The 17,470-nt window shown below is 62.0% G+C and carries 16 protein-coding genes and 2 pseudogenes; 10 read left to right on the top strand and 8 right to left on the bottom strand.

Going from position 1 to position 17,470, the window contains the following annotated elements:
- Positions 1 to 327 precede the first annotated feature (327 nt).
- Both AC3WRR_RS29940 and AC3WRR_RS29945 read left to right on the top strand, forming a co-directional pair.
- Positions 328 to 837: a TniQ family protein gene (locus AC3WRR_RS29940; protein ID WP_492298857.1), complete on the top strand. Its 510-nt coding sequence runs from the start codon at positions 328 to 330 to the stop codon at positions 835 to 837.
- A complete protein-coding gene (locus tag AC3WRR_RS29945; RefSeq protein ID WP_492298859.1) occupies positions 749 to 1,636 on the top strand; it encodes a CoA transferase in 888 nt (295 codons plus the stop codon). The genes AC3WRR_RS29940 and AC3WRR_RS29945 overlap by 89 nt, the downstream gene beginning before the upstream one ends.
- 53 nt (positions 1,637 to 1,689) lie before the next feature.
- On the opposite strand, the gene AC3WRR_RS29950 is transcribed toward AC3WRR_RS29945, so the two are convergent.
- The 3 genes from AC3WRR_RS29950 to AC3WRR_RS29960 all read right to left on the bottom strand — a co-directional run bounded on the left by AC3WRR_RS29950 (position 1,690) and on the right by AC3WRR_RS29960 (position 4,153).
- On the bottom strand, positions 1,690 to 1,827 hold the full coding sequence (locus tag AC3WRR_RS29950) for a hypothetical protein (protein WP_492298861.1): 138 nt from the start codon (positions 1,825 to 1,827) through the stop codon (positions 1,690 to 1,692).
- Positions 1,828 to 2,227: 400 nt separating this feature from the next.
- Complete coding sequence (locus AC3WRR_RS29955) at positions 2,228 to 2,659, bottom strand: hypothetical protein (protein WP_492298863.1); 432 nt, start codon at positions 2,657 to 2,659, stop codon at positions 2,228 to 2,230.
- Positions 2,660 to 2,953: 294 nt separating this feature from the next.
- Positions 2,954 to 4,153, bottom strand: a complete 1,200-nt coding sequence (locus AC3WRR_RS29960) for an acyl-CoA dehydrogenase family protein (RefSeq protein ID WP_492298865.1) — start codon at positions 4,151 to 4,153, stop codon at positions 2,954 to 2,956.
- Positions 4,154 to 4,362: 209 nt separating this feature from the next.
- On the opposite strand from AC3WRR_RS29960, the gene AC3WRR_RS29965 reads away from it, so the two are divergent.
- Genes AC3WRR_RS29965 through AC3WRR_RS29980 form a run of 4 tightly spaced genes read left to right on the top strand, consistent with a single transcriptional unit; the run spans position 4,363 to position 8,697 of the window.
- Positions 4,363 to 5,826 carry a benzaldehyde dehydrogenase gene (locus AC3WRR_RS29965; protein ID WP_492298867.1) on the top strand — a complete coding sequence of 488 codons (1,464 nt, stop codon included), beginning with the start codon at positions 4,363 to 4,365 and terminating at the stop codon, positions 5,824 to 5,826.
- 54 nt (positions 5,827 to 5,880) lie between these two features.
- Entirely contained in the window at positions 5,881 to 7,056 is a 1,176-nt protein-coding gene (locus tag AC3WRR_RS29970) for a mandelate racemase/muconate lactonizing enzyme family protein (RefSeq protein ID WP_492298869.1), read from the top strand.
- Positions 7,056 to 8,228 (top strand): CaiB/BaiF CoA transferase family protein, encoded by a 1,173-nt coding sequence (locus tag AC3WRR_RS29975; protein ID WP_492298871.1) that lies wholly within the window; start codon positions 7,056 to 7,058, stop codon positions 8,226 to 8,228. The genes AC3WRR_RS29970 and AC3WRR_RS29975 overlap by 1 nt, the downstream gene beginning before the upstream one ends.
- A 25-nt stretch (positions 8,229 to 8,253) precedes the next feature.
- The gene (locus AC3WRR_RS29980; protein WP_492298873.1) at positions 8,254 to 8,697 is read left to right on the top strand and encodes a hypothetical protein; all 444 of its coding nucleotides are present in this window, start codon (positions 8,254 to 8,256) and stop codon (positions 8,695 to 8,697) included.
- Between the two features lie 48 nt (positions 8,698 to 8,745).
- Here AC3WRR_RS29980 and AC3WRR_RS29985 read toward each other — a convergent pair whose 3' ends face one another.
- Together AC3WRR_RS29985 and AC3WRR_RS29990 are read right to left on the bottom strand one after the other, a co-directional pair.
- Positions 8,746 to 9,465, bottom strand: coding sequence for a TetR/AcrR family transcriptional regulator (locus AC3WRR_RS29985; protein WP_492298875.1), 720 nt, complete (start codon positions 9,463 to 9,465; stop codon positions 8,746 to 8,748).
- Positions 9,455 to 10,684: a CaiB/BaiF CoA transferase family protein gene (locus AC3WRR_RS29990; protein ID WP_492298877.1), complete on the bottom strand. Its 1,230-nt coding sequence runs from the start codon at positions 10,682 to 10,684 to the stop codon at positions 9,455 to 9,457. The genes AC3WRR_RS29985 and AC3WRR_RS29990 overlap by 11 nt, the downstream gene beginning before the upstream one ends.
- A gap of 327 nt (positions 10,685 to 11,011) precedes the next feature.
- Here AC3WRR_RS29990 and AC3WRR_RS29995 point away from each other — a divergent pair.
- Positions 11,012 to 11,206: pseudogene (locus AC3WRR_RS29995) on the top strand (tyrosine-type recombinase/integrase); the annotation flags it as partial.
- Positions 11,207 to 11,348: 142 nt separating this feature from the next.
- On the opposite strand, the gene AC3WRR_RS30000 reads toward AC3WRR_RS29995, so the two are convergent.
- Positions 11,349 to 11,543 carry a DUF2783 domain-containing protein gene (locus tag AC3WRR_RS30000; protein ID WP_492298879.1) on the bottom strand — a complete coding sequence of 65 codons (195 nt, stop codon included), beginning with the start codon at positions 11,541 to 11,543 and terminating at the stop codon, positions 11,349 to 11,351.
- Positions 11,544 to 11,564: 21 nt separating this feature from the next.
- Positions 11,565 to 12,569: pseudogene (locus tag AC3WRR_RS30005) on the bottom strand (FAD-dependent monooxygenase); the annotation flags it as partial.
- Between the two features lie 298 nt (positions 12,570 to 12,867).
- On the opposite strand from AC3WRR_RS30005, the gene AC3WRR_RS30010 reads away from it, so the two are divergent.
- Positions 12,868 to 13,101, top strand: a complete 234-nt coding sequence (locus AC3WRR_RS30010) for a helix-turn-helix domain-containing protein (protein ID WP_492298881.1) — start codon at positions 12,868 to 12,870, stop codon at positions 13,099 to 13,101.
- Positions 13,102 to 13,223: 122 nt separating this feature from the next.
- Here AC3WRR_RS30010 and bluB read toward each other — a convergent pair whose 3' ends face one another.
- Entirely contained in the window at positions 13,224 to 13,892 is a 669-nt protein-coding gene (bluB, locus tag AC3WRR_RS30015; RefSeq protein ID WP_492298883.1) for a 5,6-dimethylbenzimidazole synthase, read from the bottom strand.
- A gap of 164 nt (positions 13,893 to 14,056) precedes the next feature.
- On the opposite strand from bluB, the gene AC3WRR_RS30020 reads away from it, so the two are divergent.
- Both AC3WRR_RS30020 and tnpC read left to right on the top strand, forming a co-directional pair.
- Positions 14,057 to 17,056 carry a Tn3 family transposase gene (locus AC3WRR_RS30020; RefSeq protein ID WP_492298885.1) on the top strand — a complete coding sequence of 1,000 codons (3,000 nt, stop codon included), beginning with the start codon at positions 14,057 to 14,059 and terminating at the stop codon, positions 17,054 to 17,056.
- Positions 17,049 to 17,393, top strand: a complete 345-nt coding sequence (gene tnpC / locus AC3WRR_RS30025) for a Tn3 family transposase post-transcriptional regulator TnpC (RefSeq protein ID WP_037024439.1) — start codon at positions 17,049 to 17,051, stop codon at positions 17,391 to 17,393. The genes AC3WRR_RS30020 and tnpC overlap by 8 nt, the downstream gene beginning before the upstream one ends.
- Positions 17,394 to 17,470: the final 77 nt, after the last annotated feature.

Raw genomic sequence — 17,470 nt, forward strand, 5'->3', positions numbered from 1 at the left:
ACATCAAACTAACTGATTGATCCGTAACGGATTTCTCATCTGCTGTGACGTGGACCACCGTTGCTTGCAGACAACGCATTTTGAGGCGCCGCATCCACTAATTCCGCCAGCGTAGGTCGCCGTTCAGTAAATCGCCTAATGTGTGTGAGACTACGTCGAACTGGCCAAAATCGCAGTTGCTTCGCAGAGCGTGTGCAGCGCCCCACAGGAGCATTGTTTCGCATTGAAAAGCTACGCTAACTGGAGAAGCGTCGCGCGTCCTGACAGTTTCCGCAGAACTCGCGATCCGGGATGGGCAGGAGGCCATCGACCTTGGTCACATAGAGAATGCAGTGCGAACCTTGCTCTCCTGAGGGTGTCAGGCCTTGGCCTGTTGCTCCGCGCCCATTCGATGACGAAGCGTTTGGCGGTTGGCTAGGTCGCCTGGCCGCAAGGTATCAGATCAGTGTTGACCAGTTGTGGCAGATTGGCGACCTTGGGGCGTTTCCCGCGTCGATCAATACAGGCTGGCTTCTATTCCCTCCGATGGACGAGCAGGCACTGTGCCGCCTTGCGCTACTGACCCATGTTGGTCTCCCAAGGCTGGAAGCACTTCAAACACCGATGGCCTGGGTGACAGACCGAGATCAGCTCCCATACTGCTTCGACTGCCTGGTTCTGAATCCCGTCGACGTTTGCTCGCCTCGCTGGAAGCGGGATTGGCTGGATCCGAACACGGCTGTCTGCCAGGTCCCTGGCCATAGGCTGAATGCGCTCCCGCCATGCGCCCTACGCATCTGCAGCAACCTCGCTGTGGTGCTCCGTGCGATCAGCAAGCGACAGCGCAAGGGTAGGTAAAAGCGTTGAGATTTCGATATTGGCGGAAATAACGATCTGCAACAACATCATCCAGGCGTCGTGTGGGCTGGTCGGCGTCAATATGATGGGCCGCGAGGTCCCCGACTATACCGCGAGCCTGATTGCCGACAAGACCACCGGCCTGGCGCTGGCGAATGCCTTGCTGGCGGCGCTGGTCTGTCGCGAGCGGCAGGGGATCGGTCAGTACGTCGAAGTACCGATGCTGGAGACGATGACCGCCTTTATGCTGACCGAGCATATGGGCGGCATGACGTTTCCGGGGCACGAGGCCCCCGCGGGGTATGCAAGGCTGTTGCAGGGCGGGCGCCGGCCGGCGCCTACACGGGATGGCTGGGCGGCGCTGCTGCCTTACACGCCGAGACACTGGCGCGCCTTCTTCGAATGTGCTGGCCGCGACGATCTGTGCGAGAAATACGATATCGACAGCCGTCATTCCCTGAACGGGCTGATCCGGGCGCTCTATGCGGAGCTGTGCGAGATCACGCCCACGAGAACCACTGCGGACTGGATCGCAATCTGCGAACGGATCGACGTGCCTTGTGCGCCGATCTACTGGCTGGACGATCTGCCGCAGCATCCGCACCTGCAGGCGGTGCGCTTGTTCGAGGAGATCGAGCATCCGACCGAGGGGCGGATTCGTCAGATCCGGCCGGCCGCGCGCTTCAGCCGGACCCCGCTGCGGGTACGCAGTCACGCTCCCACGCTGGGTCAGCACACCGGGGAGGTGTTGGCGAGCTTGGGCCTGTCTGCGGAGGATGGGGCATCGTCGGCGAAGTGAAGCCGCCCGATCCAGGGCGCGAGCGAAATGAGCGTCGTCTATCCGACTTTCGCTCATTCGCTGCCTCGCCGTCTGGCGATTTCCATTTCGCGCACGAGCGCGAGACTGCCCCGCACACGTGCCAGTTCGATAGGCTGCAGGCATGAAAAGAAATCCTCTTCGGCTTGAAGTATGTCGCGATTGCTGCGCATGTAGGTTTCCCGGCCCAGATGGCTGCGCTGGATCAGCAGGTACGGGCGTCTTCCGTGCTGCTGGTGCGCTCCAGGAAGCCTCGCTGCTCCAGTGTCTAGGCCGACCCTCCCATGGCTTGCGCGGTCATGTGGGCGAGCCGCGCCAGTTCCCGAAGAGCAGGGCTTGTGGGTTGCCAGCAGATCGAGAAGCAGGAAATGTCGGGCCGTCATGCTTTCCCTTTCCAGGGTTTTCTTCTACGGCCGGCACATGATGAGTCGATTCTGGGCGTGCTACGCAACCCGGTGCGCTCCGAGATCCCGGAAAGATGCTGACGCGTGCGTCGCCGAGTTACGTTGGAGCAGGCTTGGACACTTCCAAGGCCTTGCCTCATACAGAAAAACTGAAAAACTGCAATGAACCCTACCTAAGGGATAAGAGCAACGATTGAGCAGTTGAGATCCAACTTAAGGCAAGTACAACGGCGTTTCCAATTGAGGAGGCACGTCGCTGCATCATGACCGGCACCGACCGCGACGCCATGGAGCATGGGCGGCGTTCGTGATGGCGAATCTGTGAGATTTGAGCAAGAACGATTAGGGAAGTCGGAGCGCTTCCCTCAGGGATCGTGCACGCACGGCCCTGAGAGAAGATGTCGCCCTTATTGTCTCCAGCAATGAAGGAGACGTTTGCTTGCAGCCACACCTTGGCATCCGCGAGCGCGATGCGAGTGCGGCCCTCTGTACTGAATGTCTTCAGTGGATTGGCACGGTGGAGCACGTCCACATCCTGCGCCATTTTGTTAACGACGTCGGTCTGTGTCGGGCGAGCGTCGGTAACAGCAGTCATCGCCATGCCGTCCATCCGGTTGGTTGATATTATGGCTTTTCATTGGATGGGTTTCCAGATCGGGGTGGCACGTTATCAGAACTCGGCCCGTTGCCGCGGGGTAAGGCAGGTGTCGCGGACAATCAGTCGGCCTCCCCAAGTAGCCAACTAGGGAGGCCGCAAAGTCGCCTCTTGCCGTCATATCCCTCGGCAGCAACCGGCCGCGGGTGACTTTCCTGACGTCCGCGCCGACGAGGCCGGTTGAAGGATCGGCACGTCCTCGGTTGGGGCCACCATTATCGATCGTGCAAGGGAGCGCGTTCACATCGTACGCGCGATCAGATCCTTCAGCGTCTCATTCGAGCCGCCATAGATTCTGGCCACGCGGGCATCCATATACAGCTGGGCGATCGGGTACTCACAGATGTAGCCGTAGCCACCGAACAGCTGCAGGCAGCGGTCGATGATCTGGCACTGCTTTTCGGAGCCCCACCACTTCGCCATCAAGGCGTCGTTGCTTTGCAGGGGCTTGCCGTCCACCAGGTCCTTGATGATGCTGTCGATGAAGACGCGGCCGATGCGGGCTTCGGTGGCGCATTCGGCCAGTGTGAACTTGGTGTTCTGGAAATCCCACAAGGTCTGACCGAGCATTTTGCGGTTCTTGGCATGGTCGACGGCCAGTTCGATGGCGCGCTCGGCACATGTGATGCCCACCACGCCAATGGACAGGCGCTCGCGCGTGAACACGTCCATGAGTTGGAAGAAGCCTTTGCCTTCGACGCCGCCAATCAGGTTTTCGGCCGGCACGCGTGCGTCCTCAAGGAAGATTTCTGCGGTGTTCAGGGCGTTCTGACCGATCTTCTGCAGAACCTTGCTGACCTTGAAGCCGGGGGTGTTGGCGGTTTCGACCATGAACAGCGAGATGCCCTTCGCACCTGAGCCGGGATCGCCTGTCCGGGCGGCCACGAGCGCCAGATCGGCCTGCTGCCCCAGCGTGATAAAGATCTTGTTGCCGTTGAGCACATACTCGTCGCCTTCTCGGCGAGCGGTGGTGCGCATCGCCTTGACGTCAGTGCCGGCGTCGGGCTCCGTAATGCAGACGCACAGCATTTTCCTGCCCGACGCAATGCCGGGCATCCACTTGAGCAGTTGCTCGTGCGTAGCCGTGCCATGGAAGAAGGCGGGGCCATTCAACGCGCCCGGGATGAAGCCGAAGGTGGTATCGCAGATGCGCGCTTGCTCCTCCATCACCACGACCTCATGCGCGAACGTAGCACCATACCCACCATATTCCTCGGGGATGCTCATGCACAGCAGACCCAATTCTCCGGCCTTTTCCCATACATCGCGGTCAATGTGGTGCTGGGCGCGGAATTTGTCCGCCTTGGGGGCCACCTCTTCTTCAAAAAAACGGCGCGCGGTGTCGCGCAGCATGTCGAGCTCGTCGGTCATCCAGGGCGAGCGGTAGGTCGTTGGCGTCACATTCATCTCCGGGTCATTGATCGCAGCAATGGCGCCCACATGATGTGGCCGTGCTGGTAGCGACCAATTCTGCGTCAGTCGTCAACTTTTTGTCAACCAACCGGTTGGTTGACATAACGCCGAATCGGCTATACATTTGCCCTAACTCGAGAACGCGGCGAGGCGAGACATCGCACGGGCGGCAGCCTGGCGGCATGCCGAAACAGCCACAGCGACACCAGCAAAGGCAATTGCAATAGGAGAGCCAAATGACGAATAGTGTATTGACAGATGTCGATTGGTCGGGCAAGGCATTCGCAGGGGAATGGCAGTACTTATCCGGCGGACAGATAGACATCAAGGAGCCCGCAACGGGTCAACCGCTCGGTGGAGTGGCTCGCGCGACGGCTGGCGATGTGCGTGCCAGTGCGGTGCGGGCCAGGCAAGCCCAGAAGGGCTGGGTGAGCATGCCCTATGGGGAGCGGGCCAAAGTGTTCCGCAACGCAGCAGCGCTGCTGGAAGCCAACCGCGGCGATTTCGCATCGTGGATCATCCGCGAGACCGGTGGAATCCCGCCTAAGGCGATGTTCGAGATCGATTCCGTGTTGCACCACTTGCACGAGGCGGCCGCCATGCTGACCCAACCGAAAGGGCTGGTTCTGCCCAGCGCGGAAGGCTGCACCAGCATTGCGCGCCGTGTGCCCCACGGGGTGGTCGGGGTGATTTCGCCGTTCAATTTTCCATTTCTGCTGACGAGCCGATCCGCGTTGCCGGCGCTGGCCACGGGCAACGCCGTGGTACTTAAACCCGATCCGAGAACGCCGGTCAGTGGTGGCGTGCTATTGGCGCTATTGCTGGATGCCGCAGGCCTGCCCAAGGGCGTACTTCATATGCTGCCTGGCGATGCCGAGGCGGGTGAGGCCCTGGTGACGGACCCCGACGTGACGATGATCTCGTTTACAGGATCGACGGCGGTGGGGCGCCGCGTCGGCGAACTCGCCGGAAAGCACCTGAAGAAGGTTGCACTGGAACTCGGCGGCAAGAACGCACTGATCATCCTGGCCGATGCCGATCTGGACCTGGCGGTCTGTGGCGGTGCGTGGGCATCGTGGCTGCATCAGGGCCAGATCTGCATGAGCGCCGGTCGGCATCTCGTACACAGAAGCCTGGTCGCCGACTACACGCAGCGCATGGCGGACAAGGCCAGGACGCTGCCGGTGGGCGACCCGCACACCCAACCGGTGGCACTGGGCCCAATCATCACGCTGCAGCAGGTGCAACGCGTGGATCGGATTGTGAAAGAGTCCGTCAGCATGGGTGCAAGACTGCTTGCGGGTGGCAACCCTGACGGGCAGTTCTTTCCGGCTACCGTGCTCGCTGGCGTCACGCCCGACATGCCGGCGTTTCGCGAGGAAATCTTCGGGCCGGTGGTTTCGATCACCGAGTTCGATAGCGAAGCGGAAGCGATTGCGCTCGCCAATGACAGCGAATATGGGCTTTCCGCCGGTATTTATACGCGGGACGTCGGGCGTGGCATGGCCATCGCGGAACAGCTCAATGCTGGCTTGGTGCATGTCAATGACCAGACCGTGAACGACGACGGCACCATGCCCATGGGTGGCCGCGGCGCCTCTGGCAACGGTTCCAGGCATGGCGGCCCCGCCAACTGGGACGAATTCACGCAGTGGCAATGGACCACGGTGCGCAACACCGCGCCGACATATCCTCTGTGAGCGATCCGCACGTACCGTTTTCAGACCCACAACATCTTCCAATCGAGTACTGCCATGACCAGAATCGTCGAGGTCGAATGTCTGCCTGTGTCGACACCGCTGAAAAAGCCGGTGATCATGCCGAACACCCGCATCACCTCGATCGACAGCGTGGTGTTGAAGATCACTACCGATGACGGCACCATCGGATTCTCCGACTCCGGCGATACCTCATCGTGGTACCGCGGCGAACTGCAGGAATCGATCATCGGCATGATTGCCAACGTGATCGCGCCGCGCATTTTGCTCGGCGAAGACCCGCGCAATATCGAGAAGATCGTCGCCAGAATGGACCTGCTGGTGCGCGACAACAACCAGGCCAAGGCCACCGTTGATTTCGCCTTGCACGACCTCAAGGGCAAGCTGCTCGGCGTGCCGGTGTACGAACTGTTGGGCGGGCGCACCATCGAGGCGGCGCGACAAGGCTGGGTGCTGTCGGCGGGTAAGCCGGATGACGTGGCCGCGGAGGCCGCAGAGGCCAAGAAGATCGGCTTTGCCCTGTTCAAGATGAAGATCGGCTATGGCACGTTGCAGGACGACATCGACATGGTGCACGCCGTGCGCGATACGGTGGGCCCCGATGCCTACCTGACCATCGACGCCAACGGCTTCTGGAGCTACGAGAAGGCGTTGCACATCATTCGCAAGATCGACTCTGCCGGCCTGGACCTGATTGAGCAGCCGCTGCCGCACTGGGATATTGAAGGCATGGCTCGCTTGCGCGCGCAGGTCAGGACGCCGATCTATGCCGATGAATCGGCTCAGGAATTGCATAACCTGAAGGAAATCATCGACCGCCGCGCCTCTGATGGCCTGTTTATCAAGCTTCAGAAGGCTGGCGGCCTGGTCAAGTCGCAGCGCTGGCTGACCCTGGCTCGCCTGGCCGGATTGCCGGTTCACTGCGGTTGCATGATCGGTTCGGGGCTGGAACACAGCCCCTCCGCCCATCTCTGGACCGCCAACGAATGGGCCACGCAAGGTCTTAACGAATCGATCGGGCCACTGATGATCCACGGCACGATGGAGAGCAAGAACATCGCGCACGGGACCGATATCGCGCTGAACATTCCACGTTTCGAGGCAGGCCTGTGCTATCCCAATGAGGGTCCGGGCTTCGGCATCGACCTCAACGAGGCTTTTTTGGTGAGCAACAAGACGGCTGGCAAGGAAGGCCGGGCGGTGGCCCTGTGATGGGACGCTCCGGCCCCTTGTCCCACCTCACCGTGGTTGAATTCGCTGGCCTAGGGCCAGCACCCTTTGCGGGCATGATGCTGGCGGACCAAGGCGCCCGGGTCATCCGCATTGACCGTCCTGCGCGGCACGGTGGCAAGTCCGGCGGTATGGCCGCGTTGACCGCGCGTAGCAGCGATGTGCTGTCGCGCGGGCGTGAGTCGATCGCGCTGGACCTTAAACAACCCGAGGCCCGCGAGATCGCTTTGCGCCTGATTGAGCGTGCCGACATCCTGATCGAGGGTTTCCGGCCTGGAGTCATGGAGTCTTTGGGGCTGGGGCCAGACTTGTGCCTGCAACGCCGTCCGAGCCTGGTCTATGGCCGGGTTACCGGTTGGGGACAGACCGGACCGCTGGCGCAAGCGGCCGGTCACGACATCAACTACATTGCCCTTACCGGAGCGTTGCATTCCACAGCGCGACGCGGCCAATCGCCTACACCCACGCCCGGACTGATTGGTGACTTTGGCGGCGGCGGTATGTTGCTGGCGTTTGGCGTACTGGCCGCCGTTTCTCACGCACAAGCGACCGGAAAAGGACAGGTCGTGGATGCGGCGATTACCGATGGCTCGGCCTTGTTGACAGCACTGATCCAGGGCTGGCATTCAGCGGGATTATGGAACGCCGAGGCCGGCACGAATAACGGCGATGGCGGTGCGCATTTCTACGACGTCTACGCGTGCGCCGACGGCAGGTACGTCTCCATTGGGTCCATGGAGCCCCAGTTCTATGCGTTGCTGCGCGAGAAATGCGGGCTGGACGCCTCTGCATTCGATGCCCAGTGGGACCAGACCTCCTGGCCGGCGCTCAAGGAGCGGGTCGCCGAAGTATTCAGCGAAAGGACCCGCAGCGAGTGGTGCGAGTTGCTGGAAGGCAGCGACGTCTGCTTTGCACCGGTGCTGGACCTCGACGACGCGCCCCGCCATCCGCACAACCAGGCGCGCGGGACCTTCATCACGGTCAATGGCATTACCCAGCCGGCCCCTGCGCCGCGCTTCAGTCGCACCGGGCCGCCGGCATGCCGGCCGGTGGGGATCGCAGGCGCCGAAACGCGAGCGCTGCTGGCGGAGTGTGGTCACGCGGATAGCGAGATCGCCAGCCTGCTGGCGCGAGGCGTTGCCGCTGCCGCGTAGTCCATGCCATGCCTGGCTATTGCGCGTGACTAAGAGCCTGATGCGCCAGGTTCGCGAGGCCATGGTCGACGCTGCGCCGTGCGAGCCCATTGTGTCTGCCCGCGACAGAGAGGCTGCGGTGGTCCTCTTGCGGGAGGCCATCGCCGGTCGCGATCCGCTCCAGACCATGATCAGGCTGGCGGCGGCCGTGGAACTGCGGGCAAGCATCAGCAAGGAGCTTTGGCATCGCTGTGGCGAGACGGCCGACACACATGACGATGCGGCGATCCGGCGGTTGTTCCGTAGCGCCAGGGGCCGGTCCTTTGTGCTCGGCCAGCACATCCCGCGCTCGCGCTCATGGGCTGCGTCCCGACACCAGGAAAACCTGCCTGGAGCCCGTTTGGACAACGCCATGTCGCTAGTTCGCGGTCCCGGCGAAGGCGACGCGGACCCGGCGTCGCCCGCGTGCGGCATGCGCTTCTTAAAATAATTGGGTCTGCTGCCTTCGCGGGAGCGGCGGGTATTGCCAAATCGTCTTTTATGCCGGGTGGATGTTGGCGATGCCGGAGTTGACTATATCGAGGAAGGCGTCGACCACTTGTTCAAGGGTCAGCTTGCCGCGGTTATCGAACCAGCGCGGAACCCAGTTCAGCGACCCGAACAGCATGGCCGACACCAATCCGGGATGACAGGGCTTGATGGTGCCGTCCGCGATGCCTTCGACCACCAGCTGGCGCACGGTGGCGTCGAGGCGCCGCTGGAACTTGCGGATCTCGCCACCTGGCATCATGTCCAGCGGACGCGATCCAACCAGGACAAGGCAACGCCCATAGTCATTGTTCTGGGCGAGGGCAAGGCTGCGGGCAAACATGCGCAGGCGCTCGAGTGCCGGGATGGTCCGGTCCTCCATCTTCTCGATGACCGTATCCAGGTCGGCAAAGGACTTGAGCAGGCACTGATAGAGAATGCTCTCCTTGTTATCCACGTAGTGATACAACGTGGCTTTGTGCATGCCCAGCACGTCGGCAATCATGTCCAGCGATGTGGCTTCGTAGCCGTTTGTGGCAAACAACTGTGCAGCCGTGCGCAAAATCGCCGTGCGCTTGTCCTCGTGGCGCACCTCGGTCTGCTTTCTTCTGCGGCTGGTCTTTGCCGCGGGCGGCGCAGGGGCTTGTGCGGGCACCGCCTCGGTATCCGGCTCGCCGCGACCTTCAGGGAGTTCGTGTGTCAGGGATGGCATGGCGAGATTATGCAGCAAAGATCGTCCCGGCTTCGAGCAGGGCCTCGATCTTCGGTGCCTGCATGTCGAGCTCAGCGAGGATTTCACGCGTGTGCTCGCCCAACATGGGGGCGCGGTGACGTACTGCGCCAGGCGTCGCGGAAAGCTTGACGGGAATGCCCGGTACGGTAACGGGGCGGGCACTGCCCGGCTGCTCCACTTCCGGCAGCATCTGGCGCGCCGAAAAATGCGGATCCTCGAAGATATCCTGCGCCGTGTAGATTGGGCTGAATGGTACGCGTCCGCCGAACAACGCGCGCAGCTCACCTTTGGTTTTGGTGCAAGTGAAAGTTTCTATCGCCTCCAGTAGGGCGGCATTGTTTTCCCAGCGGGCGCCCTCGCTATTGAAGCGGGCGTCGGTGATCAGTTCGGGCATGCCGATGAGCCGGCAGAGTTCTGCCCATTGCACATCGTGCGGCGCTGCAATGGCGATAACGCCGTCCTTGACCTTGATGGTGCCAAACGGGGCCAGCCCGGGGATTCCATTGCCGACCGGGACGGGCGATACGCCGCGGTAGCTATATTGCGATACCACGAGTTCCGACATCGCGAGGATACTGTCCGTCATGGCAATGTCGACATACTGACCTTCTCCGGTCGAGCGCGCATGCCACAGGGCAGTCATGGTACCAAACGCCGCAAACAGGCCAGGCACCGTATCGCCGACGCCGCCGCCGACTTTGTAAGGGTGGTTCGCATCCTCCCCAGTGATGCCCATCCATCCGCCCATCGCCTGCGCGACGATATCGAAGGCGGGCCACATCATATAGGGACTCTCTCCGCCGGCCTTGTCGCCAAAACCTCGCACGGAAGTGTAGACAAGGCTGGGCTTGATTGTCTTCAGCGCCTCGTAGCCGAGGTTCAGTTTGTCCAGCACGCCGGCGCGGTAGTTTTCCACCACGGCATCCACGCCCTTGACGAGTTCCTGCACCAGCGCTTGCCCATCGGGATCCTTCAGGTTCACAGCAATTGATCGCTTGTTGCGATTGCAGGACTGGAACAGCCCCCCGAAATGGCGCTGGGTGTCGTCGTCGCGAAACGGTCCAATGCGGCGGAAAAAATCGCCTTCGATCGGTTCGACCTTGATGACATCGGCCCCGTGGTCAGCCAGAACCTGGGAGCAGAAAGGGCCGGCCAGTGCGTGCGTCAGGTCCAAGATGCGGAGTCCTTTGAGGGAACCCGTAGAAGGCTTTGTCATGACTGTCTCATCTCCATAATATCAACCAACTGGTTGGTTGATATTATGGGCAAGAGCTTCGCTTGACGCAAACCTTTTGTTCGCCGGCCGGGTGCGGAGCCCGCGTCTCTGATTTTTGCCCGTGATGCTAGCCGCCCCTGCCTTTGGCGCCGCAGCCTTTGCCCGTCACGGCGGAAGGCTCGACTTTCGCTTCGTGACAGTTGGCCGTGATGCCAATGACTGCGTGAATTCATCACGCGCGCACCATTGACGCCAGGAAAGCGGTTGGGGTGCTTAATAGTACATATTAAGAGGAGTATCCTTGCTATCAGCGAGCCAGTCACGCGGGCGCCGCATCTCGTCATGAAGGAAGTGTTCGCCATGGCGGCCGCCTGCGGGCGGGCCCGAGTTAGAGCCCGGGCAATTCTGGCCAGTGCCTCGGCGCACTGGCTGCGCCATGCCGCCGGCTCGCACATGAGCGACCGGCACGTCGACCCGCGCCATGTGCGCGGCAACTTTGGACACGCCTCGTTGAGGAGTACTCGACGAACATCTGCAGGATTCCCACGCACTCCGTGCAGCCGCGCATTTCTTGCTGTGCAAGAAATGATGCCGGCGCCCAATAGCCAGCCTCGCTTGCATTACCAATGAAACGACGGCCGTTGGGAGGAAGACGTAGCGCGCTTCACAGGCCCTTCAACGCGACCTGCACGTGTTGCTGGAACTGCTGTGGATTTCCCAGCGCGTTGGCGTTGAGCAGCGCCAGCTTGACTAGGAATAACTCCATCTTGTCCGCGCCCGCCTGATCGATGGCACTCGCCAGGGCGTCGTAAACCGACTCCAGGCCGGCAATGGTGAGGCTTTTGTGGTGGGCAGTCATAGAGGCTCTCCTGAGGGATTTTTACTGAGGCAAGGCCGTGTGCAGGGCCGCTTGTAGGCGCGTCGCATCCAGCGTCAGCCAGCGGGCACATATGTGCTGGTCGGGACGCAGCAGGTAGGCGGCGCCGCTGGCCAGCACGCCATAGCGCTGGCGGAAGTGGCCATTGACGTCTTCAAGAGTCAGGTCAGCGCCGGCCACCGGTTGTGCCGCTCCGACGGCGATGACCCGCAGTGGCACGCCGCGGGAGCGGTTCGCTCGGACGACGTCTTGAAGCGGGTCAGGCAGCGCTGGCGCCTCGGTGAAATACAACAGATCGAAGCCGCCACCCAGATGATCGAGCAGGAAATCGTCAGCTGACAGGCGAATGTTTTGCGGCGGGGCACCATGCGCAGGACCCTTCACGAATAGCGCGTTGTCGTCCCCCCGACTGTTGAGCGCCGAATCTGTATACTCGTGCGGCCGCGATGTGCGCCAGTGATAAAGCGGTCGCACAAACGCCTCACTGAGCGACAGCGACAGGACCGCGTCGCGCAGCAGGCGGAAGCCTTCGCTGGGCGGCGTCATAAAGCGTGTGCTCTTGCCCGCCTCCTCGATGATCTCGCGGGCTGCGCCGACGCGCTCGCTGCTGTAGTTGGCCAGCAGCTTGGGGCCGGCCAGCCCGTTGATGACGAAGGCGAGATGCCAACCCAGGGATTGCGCATCCTGGAATGCTGTATTTGCACCGCGCACGCCGAAGATTGGCAGCAGGTGGGCCGCGTCGCCGGTGAAGATCACACGGCCGTGTACATAATCAGGCAGCGTCAGGGTGCGTGCCGAGTAGACAGAACACCAGTCCATCTCCCAAGGGGTGCCGGCGTACCCAATCATCGCCAGTTGAGCATCGATGCGGGCCTTGAGCGACTCGGGCCTGAGCGCCTCCTCGGGCGTTTCACCCGCAGGCAGCTGGTAATCCACCCGCCAGATTCCGTGTGGCTCGCGGTGCATCAGAATCGTATTCCCGGGATTCCAATCGGGGTCAAAGAACGCCGCCGAAGCTAAAAATGCAATTAATCGCCAAGCTTCGCTTGCAACCATCAGTCGTTGGCTGGCATGAGGCTGTTCCCCGTCCCCCCCTCGGGATAGAAGGCAGCCAATCCTGTTTCGGAATGTAATTTCACTATCATGAAACAACATGGTGGGCAGCCTCCACGCGGGCGTCCCATCTTCACGGGACGGGCCTGCATGCCGCGACCATCCCCCTGATCCGATGCCACCTTCGCGCGCGACGATTCGCGCCATTCACCAAGCGGGCGATCGTATTCGAGCAACGCGGGCAAGGGAAGGGATGCCCATCGACCAGGCGGCGAGGCATTGCGGGGTCTCCATCGGCATGCTGTCCACGCTAGAAAGCGGCAAGGGCGCCAATCTCGAGCACGTCCTGAGTGTGATGGACGGACTGGGTTTGACGATGCTGGTCGTTCCCAAGGTCCATGCTCCTTGGCTCGAACAGGCAGCGGCCCATACGGCCAAGACCGGCGAGGATGCGGCCCGGAAACAGCATGCCTGGCTGGAAGAGTAGAGGGCGGCGATCAGGATGAGCGTCAGGGCTCGGAAGGGCTCCTCGATTGGGGTGCGGAAACGCTGAGCGCGTCAACTTATGGCCATCGTGATTTTCTAAGAACACAATTGCCGGATCAATAGTCAGCCCGGGCGATTGAGGGGGCTGGGGTTGGTCCAGCCATTCTCGAACACCATCTCGTCCAGGGATTGCCGTCTGGCCCAGCCTTCCTGTTCCAGCATCGGCTTCTCATAGAAGGTGTCGACCTGGCCGAGGCACAGCACAGCCACTGGCCGGGCACCGGGCGGCAGCCGCAGCAGCCGGCCAAGCTGTTCAGGGTCGAACAAGGAAACCCAGCCCACGCCGATTCCTTCCGCGCGCGCGGCAAGCCAGAGGTTCTGGATGGCGCAGGCCACTGAAGCGAGGTCCATGTCCGGCATGGTGCGCCGACCGAAGATATGCCGCTCACGTCCATCCATCAGCGCTGCCACCAGGACTTCCCCGCAGTCCAGGATGCCCTCCACCTTGAGTCGCATGAACTCGTCCTGGCGTTCGCCCAGGGCGACCGCGGTGCGCTGGCGTTCGGCATCGACCAGCGCGTGGACCTGCGTTCTCAGGCTCCTGTCAGTGATGCGGATGAAGCGCCAGGGTTGCATGAAGCCAACGCTGGGGGCGAGATGCGCAGCGTGCAACAAGCGTTCCAGCAATGCAGGATCGAGCGGGTCCGGCCGAAAGTGGCGCATGTCGCGACGCTCCCGGATGACGCGATAGAGGGCGGCAATTTCACTGTCGCTGTAACGATATGGGTTCATGGTTTGAATAGGGGGTCACGCCAAGATAAGGGCAATCGGCTATCATAAGCCAATAGGTTATATAGGCTAGCAAAAACATTCCCGTCAGTTATAACGCGGGTCTGGAAGTTTGCCATCGTCCTCGGCTAGACTGGCTGGCCCTTCAGAGATTGCCGAGATCCTGTATGGCCACCGTCGAGCGTACCGCCTACCCGCGTTTCCCGAAGGTTTTCTCCACCAAGGAGCTACAGGCGTGTTACACGCCGGATGCCGAGGAACTGGAGTGGGCCACCCGCTCAACCCGTGGACAGGGTCCGCGACTTGGCTTGCTGGTGCTGCTGAAGGTCTTCCAGCAACTGCATTACTTCCCCAACCTGGACAGCATTCCCGTCGTCGTGATCGACCACGTGCGGGGCAGCGCCGGTCTGGCGCCAGATGCCGCGTTTGGCTATGACCGCAAGCTATCCCCCACGCTGTACCGGCATTACACGGTGGTGCGCGAATTTCTCGGCGTCCAGTCCTACATTGGCACCGATGCCAACGAGGTCACGATCCGCGCCGCGCGCGAAGCCGCGGAAACGATGGACCAGCAGGTGGACATCATCAACGCCACCATCGATGCGCTGATCCTGCACCAGGTCGAGCTGCCAGCGTTCTCCACCCTAGACAACATTGCCGAGCAGATTCACACCCGCACGCAGACCGCGCTGTTTCGACGCGTCGCAAGGCGCTTGTCCGATGAGGAGCGGCAGCGGCTGGACGGGCTCCTCACCCGGGAATTCACCAACCGCCTGACCGCCTACAACAACATCAAGCGCCACGCGCGCCGTCCATCACGCAAGCATCTCAACCTACTCATAGAACACCTGACCTTACTCGATGGTCTCGGCGATTTCTCTCGCGCAATCGCAGGCGTGCCCGCCTCGAAGCTGCGCTCGCTGGCCAGCCAGGCCATGAGCCTGGATGCGGCCAATCTACGGGAGATCCTGCCTGAGAAGCGCTACACGCTGATCGCCACCTTGCTCAACCATATGCGCGTGCGCACCCGCGACGATCTCGCGGAGATGTTCATCCGTCGCATGGGCGCCATCCACAAGCGGGCGCGCGATGAGATGGAGCGCATCCAGTCTCGTCAGCGCACGCAGATGGAGAAGCTGGTCACCTTGCTCGACGGCGTGGTCGATATTGTCGCCGATGGCCAGGACGACGCGCTAATCGGCCGGCAGGTGCGCTGCTTCCTCGCGCCGTCCGGCGATCTGGAGCCGCTGCGCGAGAGCTGCGCCGAGGTGCGGGCCTTCAGCGGCAACAACTACCTGCCGCTGCTATGGCGGCATTTCCGTGGGCACCGCTCCGTGATGCTGCGCCTGGCGCAGGTGCTGGAGTGGGAGTCGACCAGCCAGTCGCGCACGCTGCTGGCGGCCCTAGCGGTGATGCTGGACAATGAATCCCTGCATCGCGAATGGATCGCCGCGGAGGTGGATGTGAGCTTCGCCTCGGAACGGTGGCGAAAGCTGGTGCGCCGCCCCCACGACCAGGGCGCCCCCACCAACCGGCGCTACCTGGAACTGTGCGTGCTCTCACATATGGTCAACGAGCTGCGTTCCGGCGATTTGTGCGTGGTGGGGTCGGATGCCTTTGCCGATTACCGGGCACACCTGCTGCCCTGGCGCGAATGCGAACGGCGCCTGCCCGAATACTGCGCCAAGCTGGACATGCCGGGCAACGCGCAGGACTTCGTGGCGCATCTACGCCAATGGCTGGCCGATACGGCGCGTACCCTGGATGCCAGTTTTCCCGACAAGCGCCAGCACGTCACCATCGGCCAGGACGGCGAACCCGTGCTCAAGCGGACGATCGCCAGGGAGATCCCGGCCAGCGCGATCGCCCTGCAACAGGCGCTGATCCGGCGCATGCCGACGCGCAATCTGCTGGACGTGCTGGCCAACATCGAGCACTGGACCCACTTCACGCGGCACTTCGGCCCACTCTCTGGCAGCGACCCCAAGATCCGCAATGCAGCCGAGCGCTACCTGCTGACCATCTTTGCCATGGGCTGCAACCTGGGGCCCACCCAGGCCTCCCGCCATATGGGGGATCGGGTCACGCCGCACATGATGTCGTTCGTCAACCGCCGGCATCTGAGCCTGGAGCGTCTCGAAACCGCGCAGCGGGAATTGATCGAACTGTATCTGCGGCTTGACCTGCCCAAACACTGGGGGGATGGCAAGACCGTCGCCGCTGACGGCACCCAGTACGACTTCTACGACAACAACCTGCTGGCCGGCTACCACTTCCGCTACCGCAAGATGGGTGCGGTGGCCTACCGGCACGTGGCCGACAACTACATCGCGGTGTTCCGGCATTTCATTCCGCCCGGCGTGTGGGAAGCCATCTACGTGATCGAGGGTCTGCTCAAGGCCGGTTTGAGTGTCGAGGCCGATACCGTGCACGCCGACACCCAGGGCCAGTCGGCTGCAGTGTTCGCCTTCACGCATCTGCTGGGCATCAACCTGATGCCGCGCATCCGCAACTGGCAGGATCTGAAGCTTTACCGTGCCGATGCCGACACCAAATACAAGCACATCGACCGGCTGTTCTCGGACACCGTGGACTGGGACCTGATTGCCTTCCACTGGCAGGACCTGATGCAGGTGGCGCTATCGATCCAGGCCGGAACAATCTCCTCGCCGCTCCTGCTGCGCCGGTTCGGCTCGGAAAGCCGCCGCAACCGCCTGTTTCTGGCGGCGCAGGAACTCGGCAAGGTTGTGCGCACGGCGTTCCTGCTCGAATGGATTGGCAGCCGCGAACTACGCCAGGAGATCACCGCCACCACCAATAAGATCGAGTCCTACAATGGCTTTGCCAAATGGTTCTCATTCGGCGGTGACGTGCTAGCCGAAAATGACCCCGACGAACAGCAGAAGCGCCTGCGCTACAACGACCTGATCGCCTCGGCCGTGATTCTGCAGAACACGGCGGACATGATGCAGGCCCTGCGCGCGATGGTAAAGGAAGGGATCAAGATCGACGTGGCCGACATTGGCTTCCTGAGTCCCTACCTCACCAGCAACATCAAGCGCTTCGGCGACTATAAGCTGAACCTGGAACGGGTGCCGGAAGCCTGGATTCGCGACAGCCTCTTTGCCGCGCCCGCCCATTCCGTCCGCAAGCCTCGCCATGCCTGACACCGATACCCCTTACGGCAGGGTCGACGCCGAGGCGTTGCAAGCGCTTCGGGACACGTTCGACACGACCACCATCCTGCGCGTGGTGGACCAACTCGATGCGATCCGTGCGCGTTGCTGTGAGCCAGCCGGACTGCGCGACGATCTGCTGCGCTTGCACGGCATGGCACATACTCTGATCAACGGCGCCGCATTGTCGTATCCAACCACTGGTCCGACCCTCGTGGACCAAGCCGAGGCCATCATAGAGGAACTGGACGACTGGATCGTGCTGCTCAAGCAAGCCGTGCAAGCGCTGCGCCCGCTGGAGCCACTTCGTCCCGGCGAAGGTGGCTGACCTGGCCCGGTTGCCCGCGTCGGTCACACTGGCCAGTATTGGAACCTGTGTCGTTACGAAGCGGTTCAGTGCGGATG

The organism is Cupriavidus sp. FW305-3-2-15-C-LB2, from assembly GCF_058787575.1.